The organism is Chitinophaga sancti (genome assembly GCF_034087045.1).
Taxonomy (GTDB): domain Bacteria; phylum Bacteroidota; class Bacteroidia; order Chitinophagales; family Chitinophagaceae; genus Chitinophaga; species Chitinophaga sancti_B.
The window spans coordinates 7,670,894-7,695,077 of sequence record NZ_CP139247.1; the positions used below are offsets into that span (position 1 = coordinate 7,670,894).

General features: G+C 43.4%; 25 protein-coding genes and 1 riboswitch. Of the genes, 7 read left to right on the forward strand and 18 right to left on the reverse strand.

From position 1 onward, the window contains the following. Positions 1-22: 22 nt before the first annotated feature. On the reverse strand, positions 23-901 hold the full coding sequence (locus SIO70_RS30705; protein WP_320577359.1) for an NmrA family NAD(P)-binding protein: 879 nt from the start codon (positions 899-901) through the stop codon (positions 23-25). A gap of 75 nt (positions 902-976) precedes the next feature. Here SIO70_RS30705 and SIO70_RS30710 point away from each other — a divergent pair, with 75 nt between their 5' ends. After that, on the forward strand, positions 977-1,378 hold the full coding sequence (locus SIO70_RS30710; RefSeq protein WP_320577361.1) for a helix-turn-helix domain-containing protein: 402 nt from the start codon (positions 977-979) through the stop codon (positions 1,376-1,378). A 25-nt stretch (positions 1,379-1,403) separates the two neighbouring features. On the opposite strand, the gene SIO70_RS33630 is transcribed toward SIO70_RS30710, so the two are convergent. From SIO70_RS33630 to thiM, 13 genes are all read right to left on the reverse strand, one after another. Then, positions 1,404-1,526, reverse strand: coding sequence for an AraC family transcriptional regulator (locus SIO70_RS33630; protein ID WP_414017947.1), 123 nt, complete (start codon positions 1,524-1,526; stop codon positions 1,404-1,406). 131 nt (positions 1,527-1,657) lie between these two features. Beyond that, a complete protein-coding gene (locus SIO70_RS30715; protein ID WP_320577363.1) occupies positions 1,658-2,545 on the reverse strand; it encodes a metallophosphoesterase family protein in 888 nt (295 codons plus the stop codon). 41 nt (positions 2,546-2,586) lie between these two features. Then, positions 2,587-3,693 carry a multiheme c-type cytochrome gene (locus tag SIO70_RS30720; protein ID WP_320577365.1) on the reverse strand — a complete coding sequence of 369 codons (1,107 nt, stop codon included), beginning with the start codon at positions 3,691-3,693 and terminating at the stop codon, positions 2,587-2,589. Positions 3,694-3,709: 16 nt separating this feature from the next. Beyond that, complete coding sequence (locus tag SIO70_RS30725; protein WP_320577367.1) at positions 3,710-4,879, reverse strand: NRAMP family divalent metal transporter; 1,170 nt, start codon at positions 4,877-4,879, stop codon at positions 3,710-3,712. Next, positions 4,876-5,640, reverse strand: a complete 765-nt coding sequence (gene pxpA, locus SIO70_RS30730; RefSeq protein WP_320577369.1) for a 5-oxoprolinase subunit PxpA — start codon at positions 5,638-5,640, stop codon at positions 4,876-4,878. Before pxpA ends, SIO70_RS30725 begins: the two co-directional genes overlap by 4 nt. After that, a complete protein-coding gene (locus SIO70_RS30735) occupies positions 5,616-6,632 on the reverse strand; it encodes a biotin-dependent carboxyltransferase family protein (RefSeq protein ID WP_320577371.1) in 1,017 nt (338 codons plus the stop codon). The genes pxpA and SIO70_RS30735 overlap by 25 nt, the downstream gene beginning before the upstream one ends. Beyond that, the gene (gene pxpB, locus SIO70_RS30740) at positions 6,633-7,334 is read right to left on the reverse strand and encodes a 5-oxoprolinase subunit PxpB (RefSeq protein WP_320577372.1); all 702 of its coding nucleotides are present in this window, start codon (positions 7,332-7,334) and stop codon (positions 6,633-6,635) included. Positions 7,335-7,425: 91 nt separating this feature from the next. Beyond that, a complete protein-coding gene (locus tag SIO70_RS30745) occupies positions 7,426-8,172 on the reverse strand; it encodes a patatin-like phospholipase family protein (protein ID WP_320577374.1) in 747 nt (248 codons plus the stop codon). A gap of 10 nt (positions 8,173-8,182) precedes the next feature. Beyond that, entirely contained in the window at positions 8,183-9,046 is an 864-nt protein-coding gene (locus tag SIO70_RS30750) for a CPBP family intramembrane glutamic endopeptidase (RefSeq protein WP_320577376.1), read from the reverse strand. A gap of 38 nt (positions 9,047-9,084) precedes the next feature. Then, entirely contained in the window at positions 9,085-9,729 is a 645-nt protein-coding gene (locus SIO70_RS30755; RefSeq protein WP_320577378.1) for a TenA family protein, read from the reverse strand. After that, positions 9,716-10,549, reverse strand: a complete 834-nt coding sequence (gene thiD, locus SIO70_RS30760; protein WP_320577379.1) for a bifunctional hydroxymethylpyrimidine kinase/phosphomethylpyrimidine kinase — start codon at positions 10,547-10,549, stop codon at positions 9,716-9,718. Before thiD ends, SIO70_RS30755 begins: the two co-directional genes overlap by 14 nt. Next, positions 10,546-11,172, reverse strand: coding sequence for a thiamine phosphate synthase (gene thiE, locus SIO70_RS30765; protein ID WP_320577381.1), 627 nt, complete (start codon positions 11,170-11,172; stop codon positions 10,546-10,548). The genes thiD and thiE overlap by 4 nt, the downstream gene beginning before the upstream one ends. Further along, entirely contained in the window at positions 11,165-11,971 is an 807-nt protein-coding gene (thiM, locus tag SIO70_RS30770) for a hydroxyethylthiazole kinase (RefSeq protein ID WP_320577383.1), read from the reverse strand. Before thiM ends, thiE begins: the two co-directional genes overlap by 8 nt. 43 nt (positions 11,972-12,014) lie before the next feature. Continuing rightward, positions 12,015-12,109, reverse strand: a riboswitch (TPP riboswitch). 56 nt (positions 12,110-12,165) lie between these two features. On the opposite strand from thiM, the gene SIO70_RS30775 reads away from it, so the two are divergent. The 3 genes from SIO70_RS30775 (at position 12,166) to SIO70_RS30785 (ending at position 15,890) form a co-directional block, all read left to right on the forward strand. Next, a complete protein-coding gene (locus SIO70_RS30775; protein WP_320577385.1) occupies positions 12,166-14,295 on the forward strand; it encodes a GH92 family glycosyl hydrolase in 2,130 nt (709 codons plus the stop codon). A gap of 122 nt (positions 14,296-14,417) precedes the next feature. Continuing rightward, on the forward strand, positions 14,418-15,017 hold the full coding sequence (locus SIO70_RS30780) for a hypothetical protein (RefSeq protein ID WP_320577387.1): 600 nt from the start codon (positions 14,418-14,420) through the stop codon (positions 15,015-15,017). Between the two features lie 36 nt (positions 15,018-15,053). Beyond that, the gene (locus SIO70_RS30785) at positions 15,054-15,890 is read left to right on the forward strand and encodes a hypothetical protein (protein ID WP_320577388.1); all 837 of its coding nucleotides are present in this window, start codon (positions 15,054-15,056) and stop codon (positions 15,888-15,890) included. Positions 15,891-15,892: 2 nt separating this feature from the next. Here SIO70_RS30785 and SIO70_RS30790 read toward each other — a convergent pair whose 3' ends face one another. Both SIO70_RS30790 and SIO70_RS30795 read right to left on the reverse strand, forming a co-directional pair. Beyond that, a complete protein-coding gene (locus tag SIO70_RS30790) occupies positions 15,893-16,588 on the reverse strand; it encodes a LytTR family DNA-binding domain-containing protein (RefSeq protein ID WP_320577390.1) in 696 nt (231 codons plus the stop codon). Further along, positions 16,554-17,555: a sensor histidine kinase gene (locus SIO70_RS30795; protein ID WP_320577392.1), complete on the reverse strand. Its 1,002-nt coding sequence runs from the start codon at positions 17,553-17,555 to the stop codon at positions 16,554-16,556. The genes SIO70_RS30790 and SIO70_RS30795 overlap by 35 nt, the downstream gene beginning before the upstream one ends. A gap of 219 nt (positions 17,556-17,774) precedes the next feature. Here SIO70_RS30795 and SIO70_RS30800 point away from each other — a divergent pair, with 219 nt between their 5' ends. Next, on the forward strand, positions 17,775-19,883 hold the full coding sequence (locus SIO70_RS30800) for an outer membrane beta-barrel protein (protein ID WP_320577394.1): 2,109 nt from the start codon (positions 17,775-17,777) through the stop codon (positions 19,881-19,883). Between the two features lie 201 nt (positions 19,884-20,084). Here SIO70_RS30800 and SIO70_RS30805 read toward each other — a convergent pair whose 3' ends face one another. Both SIO70_RS30805 and SIO70_RS30810 read right to left on the reverse strand, forming a co-directional pair. After that, positions 20,085-20,627, reverse strand: coding sequence for a YbhB/YbcL family Raf kinase inhibitor-like protein (locus SIO70_RS30805; RefSeq protein ID WP_320577396.1), 543 nt, complete (start codon positions 20,625-20,627; stop codon positions 20,085-20,087). A gap of 75 nt (positions 20,628-20,702) precedes the next feature. Next, the gene (locus SIO70_RS30810) at positions 20,703-21,569 is read right to left on the reverse strand and encodes an AraC family transcriptional regulator (RefSeq protein WP_320577398.1); all 867 of its coding nucleotides are present in this window, start codon (positions 21,567-21,569) and stop codon (positions 20,703-20,705) included. A 428-nt stretch (positions 21,570-21,997) separates the two neighbouring features. Here SIO70_RS30810 and SIO70_RS30815 point away from each other — a divergent pair, with 428 nt between their 5' ends. Then, positions 21,998-23,197 (forward strand): MBOAT family O-acyltransferase, encoded by a 1,200-nt coding sequence (locus SIO70_RS30815; RefSeq protein WP_320577399.1) that lies wholly within the window; start codon positions 21,998-22,000, stop codon positions 23,195-23,197. 1 nt (position 23,198) lies between these two features. After that, positions 23,199-24,134 (forward strand): hypothetical protein, encoded by a 936-nt coding sequence (locus SIO70_RS30820; protein WP_320577401.1) that lies wholly within the window; start codon positions 23,199-23,201, stop codon positions 24,132-24,134. Positions 24,135-24,184 lie beyond the last annotated feature (50 nt).

The window sequence follows — 24,184 nt, forward strand, 5'->3', positions numbered from 1 at the left end:
AAAAACATATTGATATCAGCGGTTAGTTTTTCTGATAACGGGTAGCGAATTCATCTGCAAAGGTTTGCAGGCTGCGGGTACCCTCTTTCTTTCCATAAGGCATCCAGAGGATGCCTGTACGTACGGCTATGCCTACTTCTACCAATAGCCGGGCTATTTCTTCCCTGATACCACTTTGCATTATACCTGCCAATGCCTGTTCATCTGTAAAAACCACCCATTGAAGATCCGGCTGACCAATGGCATTGCCAAGGGCCGTAGCGACTTCGGCCATAGTACGGTCATCGCTGACTACGTAAATGATGTGATGAGGCAGCGTAAATGGTGTTTGAATAGCTTGCGTCACTGCATCTGCAATATCTTCCGGATGCACCATTACAAGGCGGGTATCTTTGTCATAATTGGCACCTATAAAACCCATGTGACGGATCATCGAAATATTACCATAAAGATTGGTAAAAATGTATGGTAAACGCATGTGTTTGATATGCACATCCGGAATTTTATTGAGCGCTGTTTCCATCTCATAGGATCCGATTGTCAACCCTGTTCCCTCTTTTAAATGAGCCCCCATGCTGCTTATATTTACGACATTCTTCACTCCTGCCTGCTGAATACCCTGTGCATATAATTGCCCTAATGATGCACTGTATGCCCTGTAGTCCGACACGCTAAAATCAGGAGGGATCATGGTGTATACCACATCTGCACCTTTGAATGTCGCGGTCAAAAAATCAACATCCTGTATATTACCTATAGCTGGTATACCACCAAGAGCCTGAATCGCTGTTTTCTTCTGCTCATTACTACTGATGATGGTGACTACATGCCCTGCACTGATCAACTGTGTAGCAAGTGGCTTTCCGATATTTCCTAATGAGCCTGTGAGTGTGATTTTCATGTTTTGATTTTTTACTACAGCAAAGCTACCTTTGTGAGGAGGTTCAAAGAAGAACTTACCCTAAAGTAGGTAGCTATGACTGCTATAAAAGAAAGCTCGACTATTCAGGAAAATAAAAAGACAGTATTCCAGGAATGCCCTGTTACATATGTGATGGAAAAGATCGGTGGGTACTGGAAACCTATTATTTTGTTTCAATTATTATCTGGTAAAAAGCGCTATCATGAATTGAAGAAAAATATTCCGGGTATCAGTGAAAAAGTACTCATTCAGCAATTAAAACAACTGGAAACGGATGAATTGATTGTAAGGGACGCTACCCAAAATATTCCTCCTGTAGTGCATTATAGTTTAACTCCTTCCGGAATAGCACTGCGCCCTGTTTTGTATGCGATGGCTGTATGGGCGATTGAGGAAACAGATATGCCGGTTTCGAAAAAACTGGAAGATTTTCCCGGAAGGGATATTGAAATTTAATACCTGGAAATAACCGCAGCTACTATTATTTTTTTGTCACCCTGTATCGTCCCGGCGTTAACCCTGTATATCTTTTAAAAAAACGAATAAAATAGGATTGATCTGAAAAATTAAGCTTGTAATGGTGAGGTTTCAGGTGGGGAATTATTTACAGGATCATGATTTGAGTGCGGCGGATAATTTGGGGAGTAAGGTGAATTTGTATAGTTTGAAAGTTACACACTAAAAAAATGGCCTGCGGCAGCAAAGAAATTTTTGCTTATTGCTGCCGCAAGGCTTTTAATAATTTACATATTGCTCTGCAAACGTCCCATCTGCATACAAATCAATCAACCCATACCCCGGCGCCGTCTCTCTCCTGTTCCCTTCCCACCAGGCACCACTCACCGCACCATTACAGATGTAAGTCACATTGTTATACACCACCTTATCCCTTAAATGTATATGCCCGCTCAGGCACAATTTCACATTTGGGTGTTTGTAAAAAAGACTGATGATCGCAGCTGTATCTGTATGCATATCTCCACCCAACATCGACCACTTGTTGACAATGTTATCCTCAATCATTAGTGTAGCCGTAAGTATAGGGATATGTGACAAGACACACACCGGCATGTTCTTATCTGTATTATTCAATTCATTTTCCAGCCAATGAAACTGCTCCTCTCCCAATTTTCCAATATACCAGGTATTGTCAATATCCAGGTGCACACTGTCCAGACATATAAACTTCCATCCACCTTTTACAAAACTGTAATAAGGCTTCGCCAGTTCCAGCTGCGTTAAGGCATATTCCTTTTCATTCTTTTCCTTCCACCAGAGGTCATGATTCCCCAGCACTGAATACATGGGCAAACCGGATTCTGATTTGAACACTCCTTTCACCAGTTTCCACTGCGCTTCGTTAGTCGCCAGATCTTCTTTGTTCATATCAAATACCAGGTCGCCCCCATTAAGAATAAAATCTACTTTGGGCGATTGCGATTGTACATGATGTAAACAATCCCGCAGGTGACGGGGCGCATCAAATTTGTCCTTCAAATGAATATCTGTGAGATGGGCGATGCGCAATGCGGGTTTTGCACCGGTTGCCGCCAGCGTACTCAATGGCAATGCAGGCGCCAATAACAGGCCGCCCATTCTTTTGAATAAGGTTCTTCTTAACATCGAAGCAAAGGTAAAAATCCAACTGAATGCCCTGTGTTAAGTTATTGTTTATAAATACCAATCAGGTGGGTACGCAGGTAGTAGGCACCTGACAATACAATCTTTGATGAAGGTAATTTCGGCATATGACAATCAATACAATTTAATACCGCCATCTTATCAAACTTACACCGGGGCGACGGTTGTTGCTGGTGGCATTGCATACATTTCTGAGAAAATGCTACTGTATTATTCGCTTCATTCTGATGTGGATCATGACAGGTGGTACAGTTCATCTGTCTGCTTTCTTTAAAACAACGGCTGGCTGTAAATAACTGGTATTGGGTACCATGTATATCCAGTTGTGATGGCCTGGAAGGACCACTGATATCAGGGAAGAAATAGTCACTGTAAGCATCACCGGGTTGATACCCAAAGAGCGATTTCTGTGGTGTCTTTAAACCGGAATGACACAGTGCACACATATCCAATTGCTGCTGATTTCCAAGGGTACGGACAGCTGTCATATGCCTGGGTGTCTTTTCGTTCGGATGCGCAGTATGATAAGCGATATGTGCTGCTGCAGGACCATGACAACGCTCGCAATCTATGCCGTAAATGAGCTTCCCTTTTTCAAAGGTTTCGTTCAAACTACGACCTATCATTGTGACATTTTTGATACCTACAGCAGAACTGTGACAACCAAAACAGGTGCTGGGGATCTGCCTGTCAAATTTAGGATGGGATGTAGGAAAACCTGGGCTATTGGCCCAATGACCTGCACTGACATAATAAGATACCGGCAACTGAAAATAGTTCTCATTTTGCCAGTATAAATAGGTTTGTGCATGACGCCCGGAACCTACTGATAAATGAAAGAGATGGGAACCTTGTACCTTGCCACTATCAGTAACGGACATTGTAACCTGATCGCCATTATCATAGGTAAATGAGGCCGGAAACGAGCCTAATATGTTCTTGCTGGTCGTTCTGAAATGGGTTGTCTGTACATAATGGTTGTAAATATCCTGATGACAACCAGCACAGGTATTCGCACCGGCATATGCGGCTCCTCTCAAATCCTGAGTAACCGGCTGTTTGATACATTGGGATAATACTATGATCAGGCATATGATGCCTGTTGCGACTAACAACATTCGTTTATTCATAACGCAGAAAAATATCTTACATGATCCACTGCCTGAGTGTAAGGATACTCAGCCAACCCATGACCACCACTACGACCCAACCTACCAGAGACAATGCCAGCGGATGTTTGTAATCTTTCAACCTTCTGGAAGCCGCTAACAACATCACTGCCAGTGCTATTGGGAGTATCAATCCATTGAGGGCGCCTGCAATAATGAGCAAATGAACAGGATTACCTATGGCTGCAAAGATCACTGTACTGAATACAATGAAAAAGGTAGTAAACCATTTTTCATTTTTTGCTATAAAAGGATGGAATGTTTTTAAAAATGAAACGGAGGTATACGCTGCCCCTACTACTGAAGTGATCGCGGCACTCCACATCACCATACCAAAGAAACGATAACCGATTTCACCAGCAGCGCTTTTGAATACTGCTGCTGCAGGATTCCCAATATCAAGACGAATACCTTGTGTCACTATACCCAATGCCGCCAGGAATAACAATATCCGCATCACACCTGTGATCAATATTCCCCTTGTTGCACTCTGGTTTACCAGTGGAATAGACTCACGCCCTCCTATGCCTGCATCCAGCAACCGGTGTGCTCCTGCAAAACTGATATACCCACCCACGGTTCCACCTACTAATGTAATGATAGATCTTGTATCTATATTATCCGGCCATACCATTTGCCGCATGGCATCCAGTACTGGAGGATGAGAACTGATGGCTACATACAAGGTGAGCAACACCATCAGTATCCCTAAATAGCGGGTAAACTGATCCATGGCATTTCCCGCCTCTTTCATCCAGAAAATAAAAAGGGAAATAACTCCACTCAATATTGCGCCGTACAAAGTATCTAACCCAAATAGCGCCTTTAATCCTAATCCACACCCACCAATATTGGCGATGTTAAATACAAGACCTCCCAGCACCACTAAAAATGCCAGAAAATAACCCAGTCCGGGCAACAATTCATTGGCCAGATCCTGTGCACGGGAGCGGCTCACTGTCAGTATCCGCCAGATATTCAGCTGTGCACCGATATCCAACAGGATAGATATGAAAATAGCAAAGCTAAAAGCAGCGGCATGCTGCTGTGTAAAAACAGTCGTTTGGGTCAGGAAACCCGGACCTATTGCTGATGTAGCCATCAAAAAGGCAGCACCCAGCAGGACGGAAGAGCGTTGTTTGTTCAAGTGTGTTGTATGGTTAGGTGGTGTTCTCCTAAAGTTTTATGCACTGCTCTTGCAAAAGCCACTGCATGCGCACCATCTCCATGCAGACAAATGGTTTCGGCACGAATTGGTACTGTCTTTCCATTGACAGTCGTTACTTCCTGCTTTGTTACCATTTGTAATACCTGTTGCAACGCATCTGCTTCATTGTCTATCAGGGCATTGGGTTGACTACGTGGTGTAAGGGAGCCATCTTCCTGATAGGTTCTGTCTGCAAATACCTCACTGGCTGTTTTAAGGCCCATAGCTGCCGCAGCTTTTATAAGCCAGCTATTGCTCAATCCAAATAAACAAAGGGCCGGATTGGTATCTCTGATGGCTTGTGCGATGATGGTTGATAAGTGTTGATCTCTGGCTGCCATGTTGTACAATGCACCATGTGGTTTCACATGTTGGATAGTGGCATTCAGCGAAAGACAAACTTTGTCTAAAGTATATAACTGTGTAGCAATCAAATCATAGACTTCGGCATCTGACAATTGTTGTTCTGTTCTGCCGAAATTTTCTTTGTCCCTGAACCCCGGGTGTGCACCGATCGCCACCTGATGCTGCAGGGCGAGAGTGATTGTTTGTTCCATGGTGTCCCTATCTCCGGCATGATAGCCACAGGCAATATTTGCACTGCTGATGTAAGGCATTATTTCGGCATCGGTAGGCATACCTTCGCCCATATCACAGTTCAGGTCGATGTACATATTTATTTCTGGTTGTGTTGCAGCCATTCCTGCCATCGTAAGTTACAGGCATTTTGTAGAAAATGCAAGTGCTGCTCTGCTGCGATAAGCAACTCCTCGGCTTCGCCATGAGGAATAATCCTGAAAGTAATCTGGCTGTGTGGTAGTAACTGTGCTAATATAGGGAGGTCAGCACTTACAACGTGGGCGATGCGCGGATAGCCGCCGGTTGTCTGATGATCGGCCATGAGTATAATCAGGTGGCCATCTGGCAATAATTGTACGGTACCCCTGGTAATGCCGGCCGAGAGCCGTTCTTCTTCTTTGATCATGTGTAGTACCGGTCCTCTGAGGCGATATCCCATTCTGTCACAATGTTCCGACAAGGTAAAGTGGTGCGTGGTAAATACCGACTGCGAAGCGGGTGTCAGTTCAGGATATTCGAGGCTTGTCACCACCCTGATCTCACTGCCATCTGAATACAGGTCCCGCACATCTGCCCGCCACGGTAATGGGGTGGCTTGCTGTGTAGCATGCAGGTATTTATTTCGCAAGGCCTTGTCGATCTCTTCATCTACCTCGTTCACCGGAATACGATCGTTCTTTTGCAGCTTCCTGCCTTCAAACCCACCGGCACCCGCTTTGAGATGGGTACTGTGACTACCCAGCCAGGGCGTGGTCGAGAGCCCGCCTCTTACAGCGATATAACAACGTGCGCCAGAGACTGGTTTAGTAAAACGTAATATCGATAGCTGCGAAATCCAGATGGGTTGATTCGTATCTAATGGTTGTTCATTCACCATAGCGCCGAAGTCACCACCGGAAAGAGCGATGAGGGTATCCTGTTCAAACAGTAATACAGCTGCAGGAAAATGTAACTCTATTACGGCGGCTTCCGGATTGTTGCCTACGAGAATGTTTGCTACATACATGGCGGCTCTGTCCATAGCGCCTCCGGGATTGATGCCCAGATGCTGGTAGCCATATCTGCCCCCGTCCTGTATTGTATCCAGTAAACCCTGTTGGATGACCTGTATCATTTATATCTTTTTATGGAATTCACGCAGCGAGATAGGTATAAATTTTACCTGATCGCCGGGATGACAATAGCAGGGGAAATCTAATGCAGGGTCAAACATTTTGATAGGTGTTTGGCCGATGATGTTCCAGCCCCCTGGTGATGCTAATGGGTAGATGCCGGTTTGCCCCCCGGCAATGCCGACACTGCCCGCCGAAATGTTTAAGCGGGGCTTTTTTTGCCTTGGTGTAGCAAGGCGATTGTCTACTTTGCCCATGTATGGGAACCCCGGGAGAAAACCCAGCATGTAAACGGTGTATGTCTGAGAAGTGTGTAGGTCGATGATGTCAGCTTCGCTCATGCCCTTCTGAGACGCCATAGTAATCAGATCCAGCCCGAGAGAAGGATCGTAACACACTGGAATTTCAAGGAGACGTGATGTAGTCTTTTGTATAATGAGCGGAGCGGTTAAGGCCGGTGCGATCAATGACTGGATGGTCGTAAAGGCATTGTTGTTTTGTTCACGGCGAACTAACAGGATGTCGTATACGATCGTAAGCGAAGCGTAAGCTGGTATGATATCGAGAATGTATGGCAGCTGCATGGTAAGCAGGTGATTATACACGTTCATGACCTTGTCGTGAACAGCTGGTGAGATTTCTTGTGACCATTCAATGATCAGGGAATGATCGCCTAGCGGGTTGATAGTATAATCCATGCTCATAATTCAGGAATAAGGTACGCGATATTGAGGAAAAAATTCAGAATTATTTTTAGGATTGCCCCTGTCAGCATGGGAGAAATGTCCTGTTTTATCAGGAAAAAAGCTGACGCGTGTATTCCAATCCTATGTTATAAATGTCATCAAAGTGCTTAAAATCAAACATCCCAAACTTCCCTAACCCATCCGGTTCTATAAACCACTGACAACGTGCCTTATTTTTCAACACAGGCTCACGGATTGCCAGGTGTAAGGTACGATCGATATTGGCCAGATACCCATTTTCAGGATGATATTCTGTCAGCGGATTTACATGCACGCCAATGATGTCATTGTATTTTTCCAGCAAAGGTTCGGCAGGCAGATTGCCCGTGAGACCTCCATCTACATAAGGACTTCCATCTATCACTACCGGCTGGAATAATAATGGAATGGAAGATGCCGCTAAGACGGCGGGTATGATCGGACCTTTGTCAAAGATCATTTGTGTACCCTTGTTGAAGTCGGTAGCTGCAATGTACAAAGGCGTTGCTAACTCTTCGAAGTTTTGATGGCGAAGGGTTTGCGTCAATACCTTTTCTACTGTTTTTAACGAGAGGAGGCCTGTACGCCAGTTACGCCACTCCATTGAGAGACCGATCTTATTGTGCTGGAATATTTCTCTCACTTCATCCGTTGTATACCCATCACAAATAAAAGCAGCGGCAATAGATCCGGCACTCGTAGCGGCAATGGCAGATGGTGTAATCTGCTGTTCGGCAAAGGCTTTCAGTACTCCCAGGTGAGCATATCCCCTGGCTCCCCCTCCTGATAATACAAAGGGACGCTTAGATGCATTCATGTAGCTGTTCTTATTTTGGCGCCGGTAACTCTCCTCTCCGGTTCCAGAGATAAATGGCTACCAGCACACTCAAGATAGGAATTACTATCCCAAATTCATCATAGTAGTACTTAGTTTTATCGGAAGTAAGGGTGAGGGGTGTAAAAATAGCCTGTATAAAAAGGTTATGACTGGCGTGCAACAACACTGCCGTCCACAAACTACCAGACTTCAGGCTGAACCAGGTAAAGATAAAACTACCACTGATCACCAGCATGGAGAAACAGGAGAAACCATACCAGGCAGGAGTACCACTATTATAATCGGCAAACAACAATATAGGCAGGTGCCAGAGGGCCCAGATACAACCTGTGATCAGACAGGTCTTTGTATACCCCATTACTTTGTACATTTCAGGGACCAGGAATCCACGCCAACCGATCTCCTCTCCCAATGCGCTCGACACACTGCGCACCATACTGATACTTGCCGTCAATAGTATATACAATGCTATCACAAATCCTTTGGGTAGCTTTTCCAAACCAAAAGATTCAGCAACGCCACCTACAAACGCCGGATCATAAAACTTTCCCCAACCCACCGTCCATATAATTAAATAACCTGCAAGGCTATATAATAGTGGCACCAGGTAACTCCATAACTGGTAACGGGCCTCTCCCCATTTCCAGGGCATGGCACTGATGGGTCTTTTGATGATCAGGGAAGTCAAAAATGCAGACAATGCCGGGCTCCACATCATACCAGTGACGAAAACACCCCGACCACCCATAATTTTTCCTGTATGAATGATGAAGGCATAAAAAAAAGAACTGATAGCAAAGGTGATCAGCAGGAAGATTACGATTGTTTTTCGTGGATTTTGTTGTTGGGTCATGCCCTCAATATACCAAAAAAAATAGGACTACCAACTACTTAAACGCTCCATTTTCCAAGTCTGTATGCACTGTCCCAAAACATAAATTCCAGCTGGCATGCTTTCTCATATGCCCCATGCATAGCCTCTTCTAAAGCGGGTGTGGCCACGGCATCGCAGAATGCGATCGCTTTCTTTACCAGTTCGCCAAAGGCTTCTCCCGCATACGTATCTATCCAGTTACGATAAGGGTGATCCGCCGCGGTTTGTTGTGCATAGATGTAATCACCTACTCTTTTGTAAATCCAGAAACAAGGCAGTACTGCCGCCATAGCAACTTCTACCGAAGCCAATGCACAGGTACTCAATAAAAAGCTGGTATAATGATGGCAGGATGGAGAAACAGCTGTCTTTTCTGTAATGTCGTATTCTTTGAAATAAGCAGCATGCAAAGCGTTTTCTACTACAATAGCGCCTTCTGCAAAACGGGTGTATTGCAATACCTGTTCTACGGTATATGCTCTTGCCGCTATCAATGACAATGCACGTCCAAACTGTTCGAGGTATAGTGCATCCTGCGCAATGTAAAATTTGAATTTTTCTATGGGTAATGTTCCATCTATCAGTTCTTTTATAAATGGCATCTCAATAATCTCGTCATAAATACGGGCGGTACGCTGCCAGGCTCTTTCACTCCAACTCATGTGTAATTTGTTTTTCAGGTGCAAAAAAATGATTCACAGGGCCATGGCCCTTCCCGGTTTGTACATGTTGCCCTGCAGCAATGGCGCTATGTATATATTGACTGGCCTTGTCAATAGCTGTCACCAACTTTTCTCCACGACCCAGATAAGCTGCGATAGCAGAAGATAGGGTACACCCTGTACCATGCGTATTTGCAGTATCTATGTGCTGACTGGATATGATATGTACATTATTCCCCTGATCTTTATAGACATCAAACAATTCTTTACCTGCCAGATGCCCCCCTTTTACCAACACCGCCTTACAACCTGTTTGTAAAATACGATCTGCTGCCTGTTGCATACCAGAAAGATCTTGCAAAGGCATGTCTGCAAGGATAGCCGCTTCATCCAGGTTGGGTGTAACCAATGATACCAAAGGGAATAATTTCTCTTTCAGTATTGAAATGGTGGTTGATTCTATCAGCCGGTCTCCACTGGTCGCCACCATGACAGGATCGAGTACTACCGGTACATTGGGATATAATACCAGCGTTTCGGCAAGCGCTAATGCTAACGCAGGTGAATGTATCATCCCTATTTTTATGGCAGCCGGTTGTATATCATCCATCACGGCACGTATCTGGCCTGTTACAATTTCGGGGGGAATACTATGGATCCCTGTTACGCCCAATGTATTTTGTACCGTGATCGCTGTGATCGCGGATGTTCCAAAGCAACCCAATGCAGCAAAGGTTTTCAGGTCAGCCTGTATGCCTGCCCCTCCCCCGCTGTCGGAACCTGCGATGGTCAACACAGGTACATATTTATATTTTGTCATAGAGCTTTTTCTATTTGAAGACGAATGGTAGCAGCTGCTTTTTCAGGGTCCGGTGCCCCACAAATAGCAGATACAATGGCCAGACAATCTGCTCCTGCTTTGATCACATCTGCCGCATTGCCTGCGTGGATAGCGCCAATCGCTACCAGTAGTTTATCTGTGAGAGCACGGATATGCCTGATCCCTTCCAGTTTCCATTCTGTAACGGTATCCGTTTTGGTTGGTGTTGCAAAAATGGGACTTAGAGCGAGGTAATCTGAAGCCTCTGCATCGGCTGTATAGATCTGTTTTTCATATTCTATGGAATACCCTAAGATTCCGCAGGAAGGCCATTGTGCCCTGATAGCCAATGGCGCCAGATCACTGTTACCAACATGTATACCTGTAGCGCCACATTGCTGTGCCACCCATAAATTGTCGTTGATGATCAAGGGTACCCTATGAGGAATGAGCGCTTCTTTGAGACGAAGGGCACGTTCTAAAAAAGCAGGGTTATCCAGTTCTTTTTCGCGTAACTGAATTAAATCTACTCCACCTTTTATAGCTGCAGTCGCCACTGTAACCAGATCTCTGCCTTTGCAGGCTTCTTCGCTGATGACCAGGTATAATCTGCGATTAAACATTGGACTCCTCTATTTTAATCAGTGAAGCCACTACATCATCTGTCAGTTGATATAATTGATCCAGTATATTTACCTGCATACTACCCGGGCCGGCAGACATCTTTGCCGCTTTTTCACCTGCTATACCCAGCAGAGCCATGGCCGAAACGGTTGCACAAAAGGGATCCTTGGGATTAACAGCTGCAAAAGCGCCAATCAGTGCGGTAGCTGTACAACCCATTCCTGTCACCTTTGCCATCAGCGGGTGTCCGTTTGATAATAATATAGTCGTGTCTTTGCCAACAATGATATCCACAGCACCGGATACACACACGACACTGCCAAACTCCTGTTGCAGAAAACGAGCTGCTTCTACAGCGGCAGTGCTCTCCTCGGTGCTATCCACGCCTTTGGTAGTGCCGGCATTCTTACGGGCAAGCGCCATGATTTCAGAAGCATTGCCACGGATAATGGTCGGCTTTAGTTCCAGTAATTGTTTTAATACTTCATCTCTGTAAGGGGTCGCACCTGCTCCAACGGGGTCAAGGATCCATGGTTTACCCAGGGTATTTGCCTGACCGATAGCGAGTTCCATACTCTTTACCCAGTATTCATCGAGGGTACCGATGTTAATTACGAGTGCACCTACAATCCTGACCATGTCCACCATTTCCGAATGAGCATGGGCCATAATGGGAGATGCACCTACTGCCAGCAATGCATTGGCAGTATTATTCATGACTACATAATTTGTGATACTGTGAACCAGCGGGGATTGTTGCCGAACAGCCAGGATCTGTTCCCTGATAAACTCCTTCATAATGCCATATTGATTTTAAGTATAATGGCCAGGAGTGCGCATGCGCTAAGCAGCTGCTTTTCCCTACGCCGGTACTAGCCGGATCAGGTTCGAAGAGTAATTCTCAGTTCCAATGAAGGAACACCCCTAAAGCCTGCTCAAATTTAGCAAACAACGGGAGAAAAATGACATAATTATTTTTTATACTTGTGTCTATGCGGTTAATTGTATCAATGGCGGCTATCGCCTGTCTTTTCCACGGAAGTGTTTCTGCCCAGACATCAGACCTTCTACGTTATGTTCAGCCACTTTCGGGCACGGCAGCCAGTACAACGGCTTCTTCCCAGAAACATGGCAGTGGCACTGAATCTTATGCCAACACCATTCCGGCAGTTGGACTGCCATTTGGTATGACGCAATGGACACCGCAAACCAATACGACCGAAAACAAATGTTTTCCTCCATATACTTACAGAGACAGCCTGTTGACCGGGTTTAGAGGTACACACTGGCTGAGTGGCTCCTGTACACAGGATTATGGTAGTTTCACCATTATGCCTATCACCGGGCACTTTACGACTAACTACGCAACGCCTTTTTCTCATGACAAGGAAATCAGTACCCCTGCATACTATAAATTAACCCTACCGGCTGTTAGTACGGAGATCACGGCTACTTTAAGATGTAGCATGTTCCAGTTTACTATGGAAAAGACGGATAGCCTGTACCTGTTGCTGACACCAAATAGTGACCGGCAGGAAGGTATTGTGAAGATTAATGCCTACAGGCATGAAATAACAGGTTATAATCCTGTGCATCGTATTTATCAGGGGTGGGGAGAACCGGCAGGTTTTTGTGGCTATTTTGTTATGCAGATAGAGACGGTGACTCCCTTAGATAAATCTGGCTATGCGGCTTATTACCTGCAAAAAGGTGAACAGGTAAGAGTACGTATTGGAACCTCTTTTACCAGTATTGATAATGCCCGTAAAAACCTGGAAGCTGAAATACCCGATTGGGATTTTGCTGCTTTGAAAGCAAAGAATGAAGCCGTCTGGAACAAAGCACTGAGCCAGATACAGGTGGAAACAACCAGGGAAAAAGACAAACGTATTTTCTATACGGCGTTATACCATGCTATGCAGCACCCCAGGTTGTTCAATGATGTAGATGGCAAATATCCTCGATTTGCAGGAGATTACCAGAATGAGCGTGTCAGCAAAGGGGATTATTATGATGATTACTCTATGTGGGATATTTACAGGGCGCAATTGCCCTTATTTGAAATATTACAGCCAAAGTTGGTGAATGACTTTGTCAACTCTTTAGTGTTGAAAGGACAGCAAGGTGGATGGTTGCCTATATTTCCCTGCTGGAATAGTTATACAGCTGCAATGATCGGGGATCACGCTACGGCTTTTATTGCTTCTGCTTTCAATAAAGGGATCAGGGATTATGATGTGAATGCAGCTTATGAACTGATGCGGAAGAATGCTTTTGAAATGAGCAAAGGTGATGATTACTTAAACGGGAAAGGCAGAAGAGCACTGGATAGTTATATAAAGTATGGATATATTCCAATGGAAGATAGTGTGCCCATTGCATTTCATAAAAAGGAACAGGTGAGCCGCACACTGGAATATGCGTATGATGATTATGCATTGTCTACTGTGGCGAAAGCTTTGGGTAAGACAGCAGATTATGAAATATTGGCTAAGCGTGCGCAGAATTATAATAATGTCATAGATCCGAAGGTAGGCATGGCAAGAGGTAAGTATGCAGATGGTAGCTGGTATAGTCCATTTAATGCTGATAAGAAAGAACCTTATATTACAGAAGGTACACCCAGGCAGTACACATTCTACGTACCTCAGGATGTAACTGGACTAGCTAAAAAAATAAACCTGAAAGCTTCACTGGATAGTTTGTTTGGAAAGGATGAATACTGGCATGGGAATGAGCCGGGGCACCAGATCCCTTTTATGTACAACTTCACTGCTGCACCTGAAAAGACAAGTAAAACCGTACATAAAATCCTGGCAGAAGAATACGCTGATGGACCGGGTGGTTTAAGTGGGAATGATGATGCAGGGCAGATGTCTGCCTGGTACCTGTTTGCTTCAATGGGTTTTTACCCTGTAGATCCGGTGAGTAACAACTATGAATTGTCTGTACCTATTTTTGATAAAGTCACTATTTTATTGCCTGATAATAAAAAATTCCAGTTGAAGGCGGTTCAGAGACGAGGCAGGAGGAGTCTGCTTTATAATGGAAAAGAGCTGAAAGGACATGCGATTACATACGAACAAATAATGCAGGGTGGTGAATTGGTTTTCTTTTTTTAAAAAACAAAACCAATGAGTTAGGTGATTACGTAAACTTATTATGCCAGGCATTTTTGAGTCTGGCATAATTATGGATTTTCTTCCGGTACGTATTTTTTTGAATCACCTAAAACCATATCAACATGAATGCACGTTTCAAATTCCTGCTGACAGCAGGCGCTATGTTCTTTAGCTATGCAGGTTTCTCCCAGGTAAATTTAGGTATTACATCTGCTACCAGTAGTTCTGTAGCTGCTAAGACCAATGCAGCTGTAGTTAATAAAACGACCAGCAAAGTAGCAAATGCAACCCAATCGACTGTGAGCAAAACTACTACGGCTACCAGTAATACAGCTGCAAATACGACTGCTGCTGTGCAACGCACTAAGGGTACTACCGGCGTAAGTGTTACTTCAAACACGACTACGGCAGCAACAGGTACAAATGTAGCAACTACTTCTGCTACAACAGCCAATGCAAATGTAGATACAAAGGCGGCGACCAGTGAGGTGAAGAGTACTGCAAATAAAGCAGCGACAGCCACCAAGACAACGGCAACTAACACAGTTAATGAAACTAAGTCTACTGCTACCGCTACCAAAACTGCGGCGACTAACACGGCTAACGATGTAAAGTCAGCAACTACTACCACTGCTGCCAACGTGAAGTCTACTGCTACCGCTGCTAAACCATCTGCCAGCGCAAGCGCCAACGTATCCGGTCATGTAAATGCCAATAATTAATTCCTCTCCCCTTTAGTAACCATCATTTATTATATCATGATTGCCCGCATACAATTCCTTTTGCTGGCTGGTATTGCCATGCCTTTACTCCTGCGTGCACAGGACTCAACACAAACCACTAAGACTGACACACGCAGGAATGTATTTACCGCTAACCTGGATTTCCAGTCAAGGATCTCCTATTACGGTCGTACTGACAGTCTAAAAAGTAGTCTGCTCAACCCCAGCATCGGCTACCAGCTGAAAATGGGATTGTATGCGCAGGCAAGCATGATTTTCATTAACAACCCAGTCAATACGCTGGATTATACTGCGACTATTCTGGAAGGGGGTTATCGCTTTGGTCAAAACAAAAAAGTATCCGGCAATATCTTTTACAATCAATACCTGTATGAAAAAGATACCCGCCTCATTCAATCTGTTGTAAAATCACAGACTGGTTTTAATGTCGCCTTAGAAACAAAGGTGATCACTTTCAACATCAATGGAAACCTGAAGTTCAGCAACAAAACAGACGTAGGCGCAGCCGCAGGATTAGATCATCTCTTCCTGATCCGTCTTCCCAAAAAACACGCTGCAATTGGTATTAATCCAACCGCATACGCTTACTTCGGCACACAGAATTTCAGCAATACTTATTACGAACAAAAGAAGCTCTTTAACCTCATTCCGACCCAACCGGAAGCCGTTACTAAAAGCAGTGAACAATTCAATGTACTCTCGTATGAATTCTCATTGCCCGTTGTATTTGTCTACAAGCAATTCAACTGTTCCCTATCAGGTAGTTATGTGCTACCGCAGCACCTGATCACAGGGGTTGAAACAGGTTATAACATGTTCTACTTCTCCGCCGGACTGGGTCTGCGCATTTAAACTTACAACCCCAGTTGTTTCAGAAAATTGTCTTTGTAATTACTGCCTATAGGGATCTCTGTGGTATTTATAAATGCCCGGTTGCCCTCTATATGCGTAATGCTGGCTTTGTTGATAATAAATGAACGGTGTATCCTGATAAATAAATTAGCAGGTAATAACTCTTCAAAACCGGAAAAGGTGATAGTAGGGAGAATGGTACGTTGCTTAGTGACTACTTTGGTATAATTACCACTGGCCTCTGCATAGTAAATATCTTCGTACTGTATTTTATAGATCTTTCCATCTGCCTTGATGAAGATGAAGTTTTCCTTTTTACTGGCGGTGAATTCAGGTGTTGTTAGTTTCTCCAAAGCCTTGTCCACTGCTATAATGAACCTTTCCAATGAAAAGGGTTTTAACAGGTAATCTGTGGCCGCCAGGTCAAAGGCTTCTACAGCATACTCTTTGTAAGCAGTGGTGAAAATCACCTGTGGCTGGTACTTGAGTGTTTTTAAAAATGCCAGTCCATTCAGTACCGGCATGTTGATATCGAGAAAAATGAGTTCTATGTCTTCCTGTTGTGCAATAGCTTTTGCTTCCAGCGCATTGCCGCAGGAGGCGATGATGTTCAACATCGGAAAGTGACTACAATACGTTTGTATTATCTGCCTGGCTATTGGCTCATCGTCTACTATCAGACAATTGATCTTTCTCATGATTCTTAATTTTTAGCTGCAACTGTACCGTGAAATATTTATCTCCATCATCTATGTTCAGGTCATACTGATTGGGATACAGTAAAGATAAGCGCTTTCTTACATTTTCCAGTCCCAGGCCACCACTGTGTTCCGGTACTTCTCCTTTGGAGTTTTTTACGGAGAAGAGGATGCTGTCACTCCAGCGCCTGATCATGATTTCAATGTAGATCTTGTCGTTGGTGGTATTTTTAGAATGCTTAAAAGCATTTTCTATAAATACGATCATGAGCATCGGTGCAATCATATCATTCGTATCGTCAAAAGGCTCTATTACCGTGTTCAGGTGCAGGCGTTCCCCTATCCTGATCTTCTCAAACTCCATGTAGTTGTTGATGTATGTCAGCTCGTCTTTTAAAGGTACAAACATTTCCTTGGCATCGTATACAGAGTATCGCAGCAGATCGGACAATTGCAACAGCAGGGCCGGTACTTTGCCTGGTGCTGTAATAGAAAGACCGTACATATTATTGAGGGTATTGAACAGGAAATGCGGACTTAACTGGGATTGCAGATTTTGCAGCTCACTCTGACTGTTGGCCGCCAGGATCTGGGCCTCATGTAAGTGTGTGAAGATCCGGGTACGGAATAGTTTGATGAGCATGCCCAGGGTCAGGCTCATGATCAGGAACGACATCGGGAACAGAAAATCGTGGAAGAAATCATGACGCTGAAGGGCCTTTCCTATAAAGAGACAAGTAAAACAACTGGATAATAAAAATATAATGGAAAGAAGAATAAGGGGACGATAAGATACCTGTCTTTTTTCATCAATGAATAAGAAAGATAAAAACCGTCCTGTATATACTGCCGCCAAAAAACCTACGGTCAATGCAAAGGCAATCTCCTCATCGTCCATGGCGGTGATTGTATGCACAAATTGTCTTATCAGAATAAACAACACAATGCCGGTTGATATTCCTACCATAAGATGTAATTTCAAGTTTCCCACCGTTTTCATATCGATTGTATTTCTGTGGTACAAATATGAGTCACAACCCCCATTTTGCCAGCCAATAATGACGAACCTGTGAAAATGACTGACGAACCTTGAAAATAAGGTTTTCGTCACGGATATGACCAGTTACATCACTAAAATTTCGCTTCCCCCTGCTGCTGGCCAATCTTTGCTAAAAATAACACAGCAATGAGACCCATAATCGCCATCTTTATCAGCCTATTTCCAGTTATTCAGGCATCTGCACAGGATACCTCCAAACCCAAGCAAGTACAGCTTAAAAGCATTGAAGTGATCAGTAAAAAGCCATTACTGGAACAGAGTATTGACAGAACTGTTGTAAATGTAGATGCGATGATCAGTGCCGCCAGCAGCAATACTCTTGAAGTGCTGAATAAAACACCGGGTGTGACTGTAGATCATAATGGTACCATCCAACTGAATGGAAAAGGAGTATTGGTATTGATCAATGGCAGAGCCACTTATATGTCTGGCCAGGATCTGGCGAACTACCTGAAAGGATTACCCGGTAGCACCCTCGATAAGATAGAACTGATGGATGCGCCACCCGCTAAATATGATGCAGGTGGGGGTGCCGTAATCAATTTAAGATTGAAGAAAAATACCATTCTTGGGCTGACAGGAAATATTTCGCTCAGTGCGAGTCAGGGCATTTATACCAGATCCAACAATTCTTTGAATATCAACTATAACTATAAAAAGATGAACTGGTTTGCCAGTTTCAGTTATAACAGAGATGCAGCGTATGATGATGATAAGACAAACAGGGATTACTTTGCAGATAGCCTGAGTGTGTATTTGCATACGCATGTAAAAGGAAGGTCCAATACCAAGGGGATCCGACTGGGCATGGATTATAATTTAAATGCAAAAAATGTAATCGGGTTTGAAGTAAATGCACAGCAAAGACCCAGTATTTATACCAGGGGATATACCAGTGATGCCAACAATGATAGTATCAGCAAAGGGTTTACTTATAGTGATGCCAACTGGAAAAACTTTAGTGGCAACCTGAACTTCCTGCATAGATTCAATAATAAAGGCCACGAACTTTCTGCCGATGCCAGTTATATTTCTTATAACAATCACGATGAACAAAACCTGAATAATGACGATGATTTCTTCCATTACCGGTTATGGTCTGATATGCAGATCTTTGCGGTGAAGGCTGATTATGTACATCCTATTGGTATTGAAGCGGGTGCAAAATCGAGTTTTGTAAAGAACGATTATGATTCCAGGTATTATAATGAGAAATGGGTACAGGTGGATAGTAATTCCAATCATTTTATTTATGATGAGAATATCAATGCGGCATATATCAGTGCAAAGAAGAAATGGAAACGCTGGGGTGCACAGGCCGGTTTGCGTGTAGAGAATACAAACATCACGGGCAGACAACCGGGGAATACCGCGTATGCAACATCTGTGTTTAAGCGGAATTATACACAGTTATTTCCGACTGTGTTCCTGAGTTATAAATTAGATAGTGCAGGTAATCAAACACTGAGCTGGAACATAGGCAGAAGAGTGAACAGACCGAATTATCAACAATTAAATCCTTTTGTGGCTTTTGCGAATAGTTATACATATGAAACGGGTAATCCTAATCTGCGCCCACAAACGAATTACAGAACTGAGTTAAAGTACCAGTATAAACAATGGCTGGGATTAGGTTTGCAATACAACTGGTTTAGGGATATCATCTTTACGATGAGTGACGTGGTGGATAATATTTATATTACCAAACCTGACAATGTGGCGAAGGGATATATTGCCATGTTACTAGTCAATCTGAATTTACACCCTGCGAAATGGTGGGACATGAATGCAAATATAATGGCGGGAAAAATGCAGCTGCATGGAGAGGCATTCTCCACAGCGTTAAATTCAGGTACTTATTCCGTGAGAGTACGATTGTATAACCAGTTTGACCTGACACATGGTTGGAGTGCGGAAGCAAGTGGCGATTATTCAGGTAGGAATATCAATGGACAGGAAGTCATCAACCCAAGATATATTATTTATGCAGGGGTGCAGAAGAAGCTGTGGCACAACAAGGCAACATTGAAACTGAATATGGATGATATTTTCCGTTCATCCGGACAGAACAGTCATTCAGCCGGGGTGAAGGATAGTTATTATACACATAGGGGCCTGTATGATTCTCAGAAAGTAGGAATAGCTTTTACATATCGCTTTGGTAAAGAAACCTTTGCACGTAAACGGAATCACAGTGATAATACGGCTGACCAGGAACAGGAAAGGGCGAAGTGATGGAAGGTTGAAGATACTTGTATATTATAAGGGTAAGAAGATGGCGAAGAAAAAGACATTTTTAGAATAGAATAAAATTCCAACAAGCAATCCTTTTGCCTTCGGCAAAAGGATTGCTTGTTGGCGGCGAGGCCTGCGGCCGGCTGGGAATAAGCTGATAGGAGCCTGAAAGAAAGGCCAGCCCCCGGCTTAAAACTAAATTTATGGATGTTGTGCGTAAGCAATCATAGATGCCTTACCCAACATTGTCATATTTAAATTGAACCCAACATACGCTGCTGTCGCCCCCTTATCCAACGTTAATGGTGCTTTCAAAGCATATACAGTGATCAGGTACATGTGAGGTAAACCCGGCGTAGGTGCAGGACCACCATAACCTGGTGCACCGAAATCGGTTACTCCCTGAATAGCACCTGCAGGCAATAATTGTTTGGCAGGATTACCGGCACCCGCTTTTATTTCCTTTACATCTGCAGGAATATTGTATACCACCCAATGCCAGAATCCACTACCGGTTGGGGCATCAAAATCATACATTGTTACAGCAAAAGCTTTGGTGCCTGCAGGGGCATTATCCCATGATAGTGCCGGGGATTGGTTTTCACCGGTATACCCCATAATACTATTATATTGTTTGTTGGAGAACTGACCACCCAGGTCACTACTTTTTAAGGTAAAGGTCTGTGCATGTGCGTTGATAGCGAAGATGGCTATCATTCCTAATAATGCGCTTAATTTCTTCATAGTTCCTCGTATTTTGTTTGTGATACAAAAGTACGAAGCGCCATAGGAGCGGGTTTACAGCTAACAGGTCAAAAGCTATTGTAAAACGGTCAATTTCTGTTGCTGGTATTCACTGGGGGTGAGACCGAATACCTGTTTAAAGGATTGGGTAAAGCTTGAATGATTTTCGTACCCTACTTTATGATATACATCACTGGGTTTTTCGCGGTTATTTAATAATAAGGTCGCCGCCATTTCCATTCTCTTTTGTAAATACCATTTGCTGGGTGCTACGCCATAGATCCTGGCAAAACGGCGCTTGAAAGTAGAGGTGCTCATGTTGCAGAGGAAAGCCAGTTCATCGACAGTGATATTGTTTTCAATATGTGCTTCTACCGCCTGCCGGAAGTCATGTTCGTCTTTGTTGGCGGTACGGAGACTCAATACCTCCTGAGGGTACTTGTCCACCATGTACAACATCAGCTCTTCGAACTTGAGTACCCGCATCGCCCTTGATATGGGTTTGCCGGTAGCCAGCATCAGCTCCAGGGAGTGCAGGAAATTCTGTAAAAAAGGATCCAGCCGGAAGGTAACAAAAGGTTGTTCCGCAATGCTCATGCCCTGTTCAACATGGACCTGGGGCGGGCCGGGATATTTGATAAAGAAATCTGAGAGGATTTTATTATCGAAGAAAAACAGGATACTCTTGTAAATGCCATTTTCAGGGGCATTTTTCTCGCTCATCATGCAATTGCCACAAGATAACAGGATGAACTGAGATGGGTCAATCTGCGCGCTCTTTTCTGCATAAAACGTTGTTTTTACGCCAGCCAGCAGGAAACTGAACAGGTTGGTGTTCATGGTAATCTTGTTCTTCACCAGGTTTGCTGAAGACTGATAACCGATGATGTGCACATTGTCAGTTTCCTGTACCAGGTCCATTGGCAGATTGAACGTATCCATGTGGCAAAGATAGGAACCTATGAGAATAATGATACTTTAATAAATAATTTAAACAAGGGTAAACAGGTGCTATATACTACTTAAACAAGTACAATTTCATTTAAATAAATGTTACAAAATAAAAAGTCAACTTAATTTTCTAATTTCCAAACAGACACTACCTAAACTAAACCATCATCCATTTACGCTGTATGCTATTTAACTCCATAGAGTTTGCAATATTTCTTCCAATAGTATTTTTTCTTTATTGGTTCGTAGGAAAAGGAAATACTAAACTACAAAATATTATAATATTAGTTTCCAGCCTCTTCTTCTATGGATGCTGGGATTACCGTTTCCTTTTCTTATTATCGTTTTCGATATTACTGGACTTTTACAGTGGTATCAAAATTAGTGAAGCAGCTACCCCCCGGTCGAAAAAGCTATGGTTGATTACAAGTATTACCATCAACCTCGGCTTTTTACTCTTTTTCAAATATTATAATTTCTTTGTGCTGTCCTTCGCTGATCTGCTCACAAACTTTGGTTTGCAGGCAAACATCTGGACACTCAAAATCATTCTCCCTGTAGGGATCTCATTCTATACTTTTCATGGCCTCTCGTATGTAATTGATATATACAAAGGAAGAAGTGAACCAACGAGGAACCTGATAGACTATTCTGTATTTGTCAGCTTCTTTCCTTTACTGGTAGCAGGTCCTATTGAACGGGCCTCCCATTTATTACCACAGGTGCAACATCCCAGACACTTTTCGTCCGAAAGAGCCAGCGACGGTTTAAGACAAATTCTCTGGGGACTTTTTAAGAAGATTGTGATTGCAGACGTCAGCGCGATGTATGCCAATGAAATTTTTTCATCGAATACACACCTCCATGCGAGCACATTGGTATTAGGTGCTGTCCTTTTCGCCTTCCAGATATATGGAGACTTCTCCGGCTATTCTGACATTGCATTAGGAACAGCCCGGTTGTTAGGTTTTGAGTTGTTAAGAAACTTTTCTTATCCCTACTTTTCGAGAGATATCGCTGAATTCTGGAGAAGATGGCACATCTCATTATCTTCCTGGTTTAAAGATTATGTATACATCCCGCTTGGAGGTAGCCGGGGAGGAAAGCTGAATGCAGTTCGCAATACCTTTATCATATTTTTGCTGAGCGGGTTCTGGCATGGCGCCAACTGGACCTTTATATTCTGGGGCGGATTAAATGCGATCTATTTTTTACCCCTGTTGCTTTTTAACAGGAACAGAAATAATATAGAAATCGCTGCTAAAGGAAAAGTATTACCCTCATTCAGAGAACTGGTCGCTATACTCGTCACCTTTGCGCAGGTGACCTTTGCATGGATCTTTTTCAGGGCAGAGAGTCTCCGTTATGCATTTAACTACATCAAAGGAATATTTAGCCGATCCCTGTTTAGCACACCAGAGGTTTTTCCTAAAACGCAGTTAGTGCTGATAGCCTTATTTCTGGTCCTCGAATGGTTGGGGAGGGAACAACCATATGCTATTGCAGGCATTAATTTACAATTGTCCAGACCTGTGCGATGGTCGTTTTACTTTATGATCATATTTGCTATCGCCATCTTTAAAGGTTCTCCTCAACAGTTCATTTATTTCCAGTTTTAGTATGAAAAAGTTTATTGCCAGGTTTATATTATTCTCAGCAATCGCTGCATTGTTAATGGCTGTTCTGAGCGCGAATTATGCAAAGTCAGCAGAAGGTAATTTTGTGAGTGCGATCAGGTTAAAACATGAAAGACTGAACAGTTTTAAAGGTCCAAGGGTCATGTTTGCCGGTGGATCCAATGTTGCCTATGGAATAGACAGCAGGAAAATTGAAGATTCTATCAAATTACCAGTTACAAATCTTGCGATCCATGCCGGATTGGGGTTAGACTTTATGCTTTCTGAACTGAAGCACAGTGCGCGAAGAGGTGATTTCATTTTTCTTTCCCCGGAATATTATCTGGATGAAGGTCGTTATAAGTTGGATGAAGAAGCGGCTGACAGTTATCCCGAGGCCCGGAAATACCTTAGAACCCTTGCTATCAAAGATTTCCCAACCTTTACTGACAACATCATTGACCAGTTAAAGACCAACAAGGATTACTTATTTGATAAGATCTCTAAAAAATTGTTTGGCGCTAAAAAAGAGACAACGATTGCCTCCATTACGTCATTTAATGAGTATGGAGATGTTGTTGCACACCTGAATCGTCCGGCACCTGCTACCATTAATGACAAAAAAGCGTTTGTATATAAATATTGGGATGGTATTCAAAAAATAAACGAATTGGCGCAATATGCCAATGAAAATGGCATACATCTTTATTTCGTGTTTCCAACTTATTCCAGGAACGCTTATAATATCAATAAAGCCGTCATTAAAAAGTACCAGAACGACCTGGTGCTCAATCTGAAAGTGAAAGTCATTAACTCTCCGGAAGATTTTGTTTATGACGACAGTGAATATTATGATACGGTATATCACCTGAAAAGAAATGCCCGAGAGCTGCGGACACAGAAGCTGATATCTATTATCAAGCCATATACTATGCTGTAATAGCAGCGATATCCTGGTAGTGTACCAGTTTCAATTTTCTTAAAAATCAC

Excerpts from the sequence above, each read along its gene's own strand:
- SIO70_RS30705 (WP_320577359.1), bottom strand. The coding sequence starts at position 901 with ATGAAAATCACACTCACAGGCTCATTAGGAAATATCGGAAAGCCACTT.
- SIO70_RS30710 (WP_320577361.1), top strand. The coding sequence starts at position 977 with ATGACTGCTATAAAAGAAAGCTCGACTATTCAGGAAAATAAAAAGACA.
- SIO70_RS30715 (WP_320577363.1), bottom strand. The coding sequence starts at position 2,545 with ATGTTAAGAAGAACCTTATTCAAAAGAATGGGCGGCCTGTTATTGGCG.
- SIO70_RS30720 (WP_320577365.1), bottom strand. The coding sequence starts at position 3,693 with ATGAATAAACGAATGTTGTTAGTCGCAACAGGCATCATATGCCTGATC.
- pxpA (WP_320577369.1), bottom strand. The coding sequence starts at position 5,640 with ATGGCTGCAACACAACCAGAAATAAATATGTACATCGACCTGAACTGT.
- SIO70_RS30735 (WP_320577371.1), bottom strand. The coding sequence starts at position 6,632 with ATGATACAGGTCATCCAACAGGGTTTACTGGATACAATACAGGACGGG.
- pxpB (WP_320577372.1), bottom strand. The coding sequence starts at position 7,334 with ATGAGCATGGATTATACTATCAACCCGCTAGGCGATCATTCCCTGATC.
- SIO70_RS30745 (WP_320577374.1), bottom strand. The coding sequence starts at position 8,172 with ATGAATGCATCTAAGCGTCCCTTTGTATTATCAGGAGGGGGAGCCAGG.
- SIO70_RS30750 (WP_320577376.1), bottom strand. The coding sequence starts at position 9,046 with ATGACCCAACAACAAAATCCACGAAAAACAATCGTAATCTTCCTGCTG.
- SIO70_RS30755 (WP_320577378.1), bottom strand. The coding sequence starts at position 9,729 with ATGAGTTGGAGTGAAAGAGCCTGGCAGCGTACCGCCCGTATTTATGAC.
- thiD (WP_320577379.1), bottom strand. The coding sequence starts at position 10,549 with ATGACAAAATATAAATATGTACCTGTGTTGACCATCGCAGGTTCCGAC.
- thiE (WP_320577381.1), bottom strand. The coding sequence starts at position 11,172 with ATGTTTAATCGCAGATTATACCTGGTCATCAGCGAAGAAGCCTGCAAA.
- thiM (WP_320577383.1), bottom strand. The coding sequence starts at position 11,971 with ATGAAGGAGTTTATCAGGGAACAGATCCTGGCTGTTCGGCAACAATCC.
- SIO70_RS30775 (WP_320577385.1), top strand. The coding sequence starts at position 12,166 with ATGCGGTTAATTGTATCAATGGCGGCTATCGCCTGTCTTTTCCACGGA.
- SIO70_RS30780 (WP_320577387.1), top strand. The coding sequence starts at position 14,418 with ATGAATGCACGTTTCAAATTCCTGCTGACAGCAGGCGCTATGTTCTTT.
- SIO70_RS30785 (WP_320577388.1), top strand. The coding sequence starts at position 15,054 with ATGATTGCCCGCATACAATTCCTTTTGCTGGCTGGTATTGCCATGCCT.
- SIO70_RS30790 (WP_320577390.1), bottom strand. The coding sequence starts at position 16,588 with ATGAGAAAGATCAATTGTCTGATAGTAGACGATGAGCCAATAGCCAGG.
- SIO70_RS30795 (WP_320577392.1), bottom strand. The coding sequence starts at position 17,555 with ATGGTAGGAATATCAACCGGCATTGTGTTGTTTATTCTGATAAGACAA.
- SIO70_RS30800 (WP_320577394.1), top strand. The coding sequence starts at position 17,775 with ATGAGACCCATAATCGCCATCTTTATCAGCCTATTTCCAGTTATTCAG.
- SIO70_RS30805 (WP_320577396.1), bottom strand. The coding sequence starts at position 20,627 with ATGAAGAAATTAAGCGCATTATTAGGAATGATAGCCATCTTCGCTATC.
- SIO70_RS30810 (WP_320577398.1), bottom strand. The coding sequence starts at position 21,569 with ATGGATACGTTCAATCTGCCAATGGACCTGGTACAGGAAACTGACAAT.
- SIO70_RS30820 (WP_320577401.1), top strand. The coding sequence starts at position 23,199 with ATGAAAAAGTTTATTGCCAGGTTTATATTATTCTCAGCAATCGCTGCA.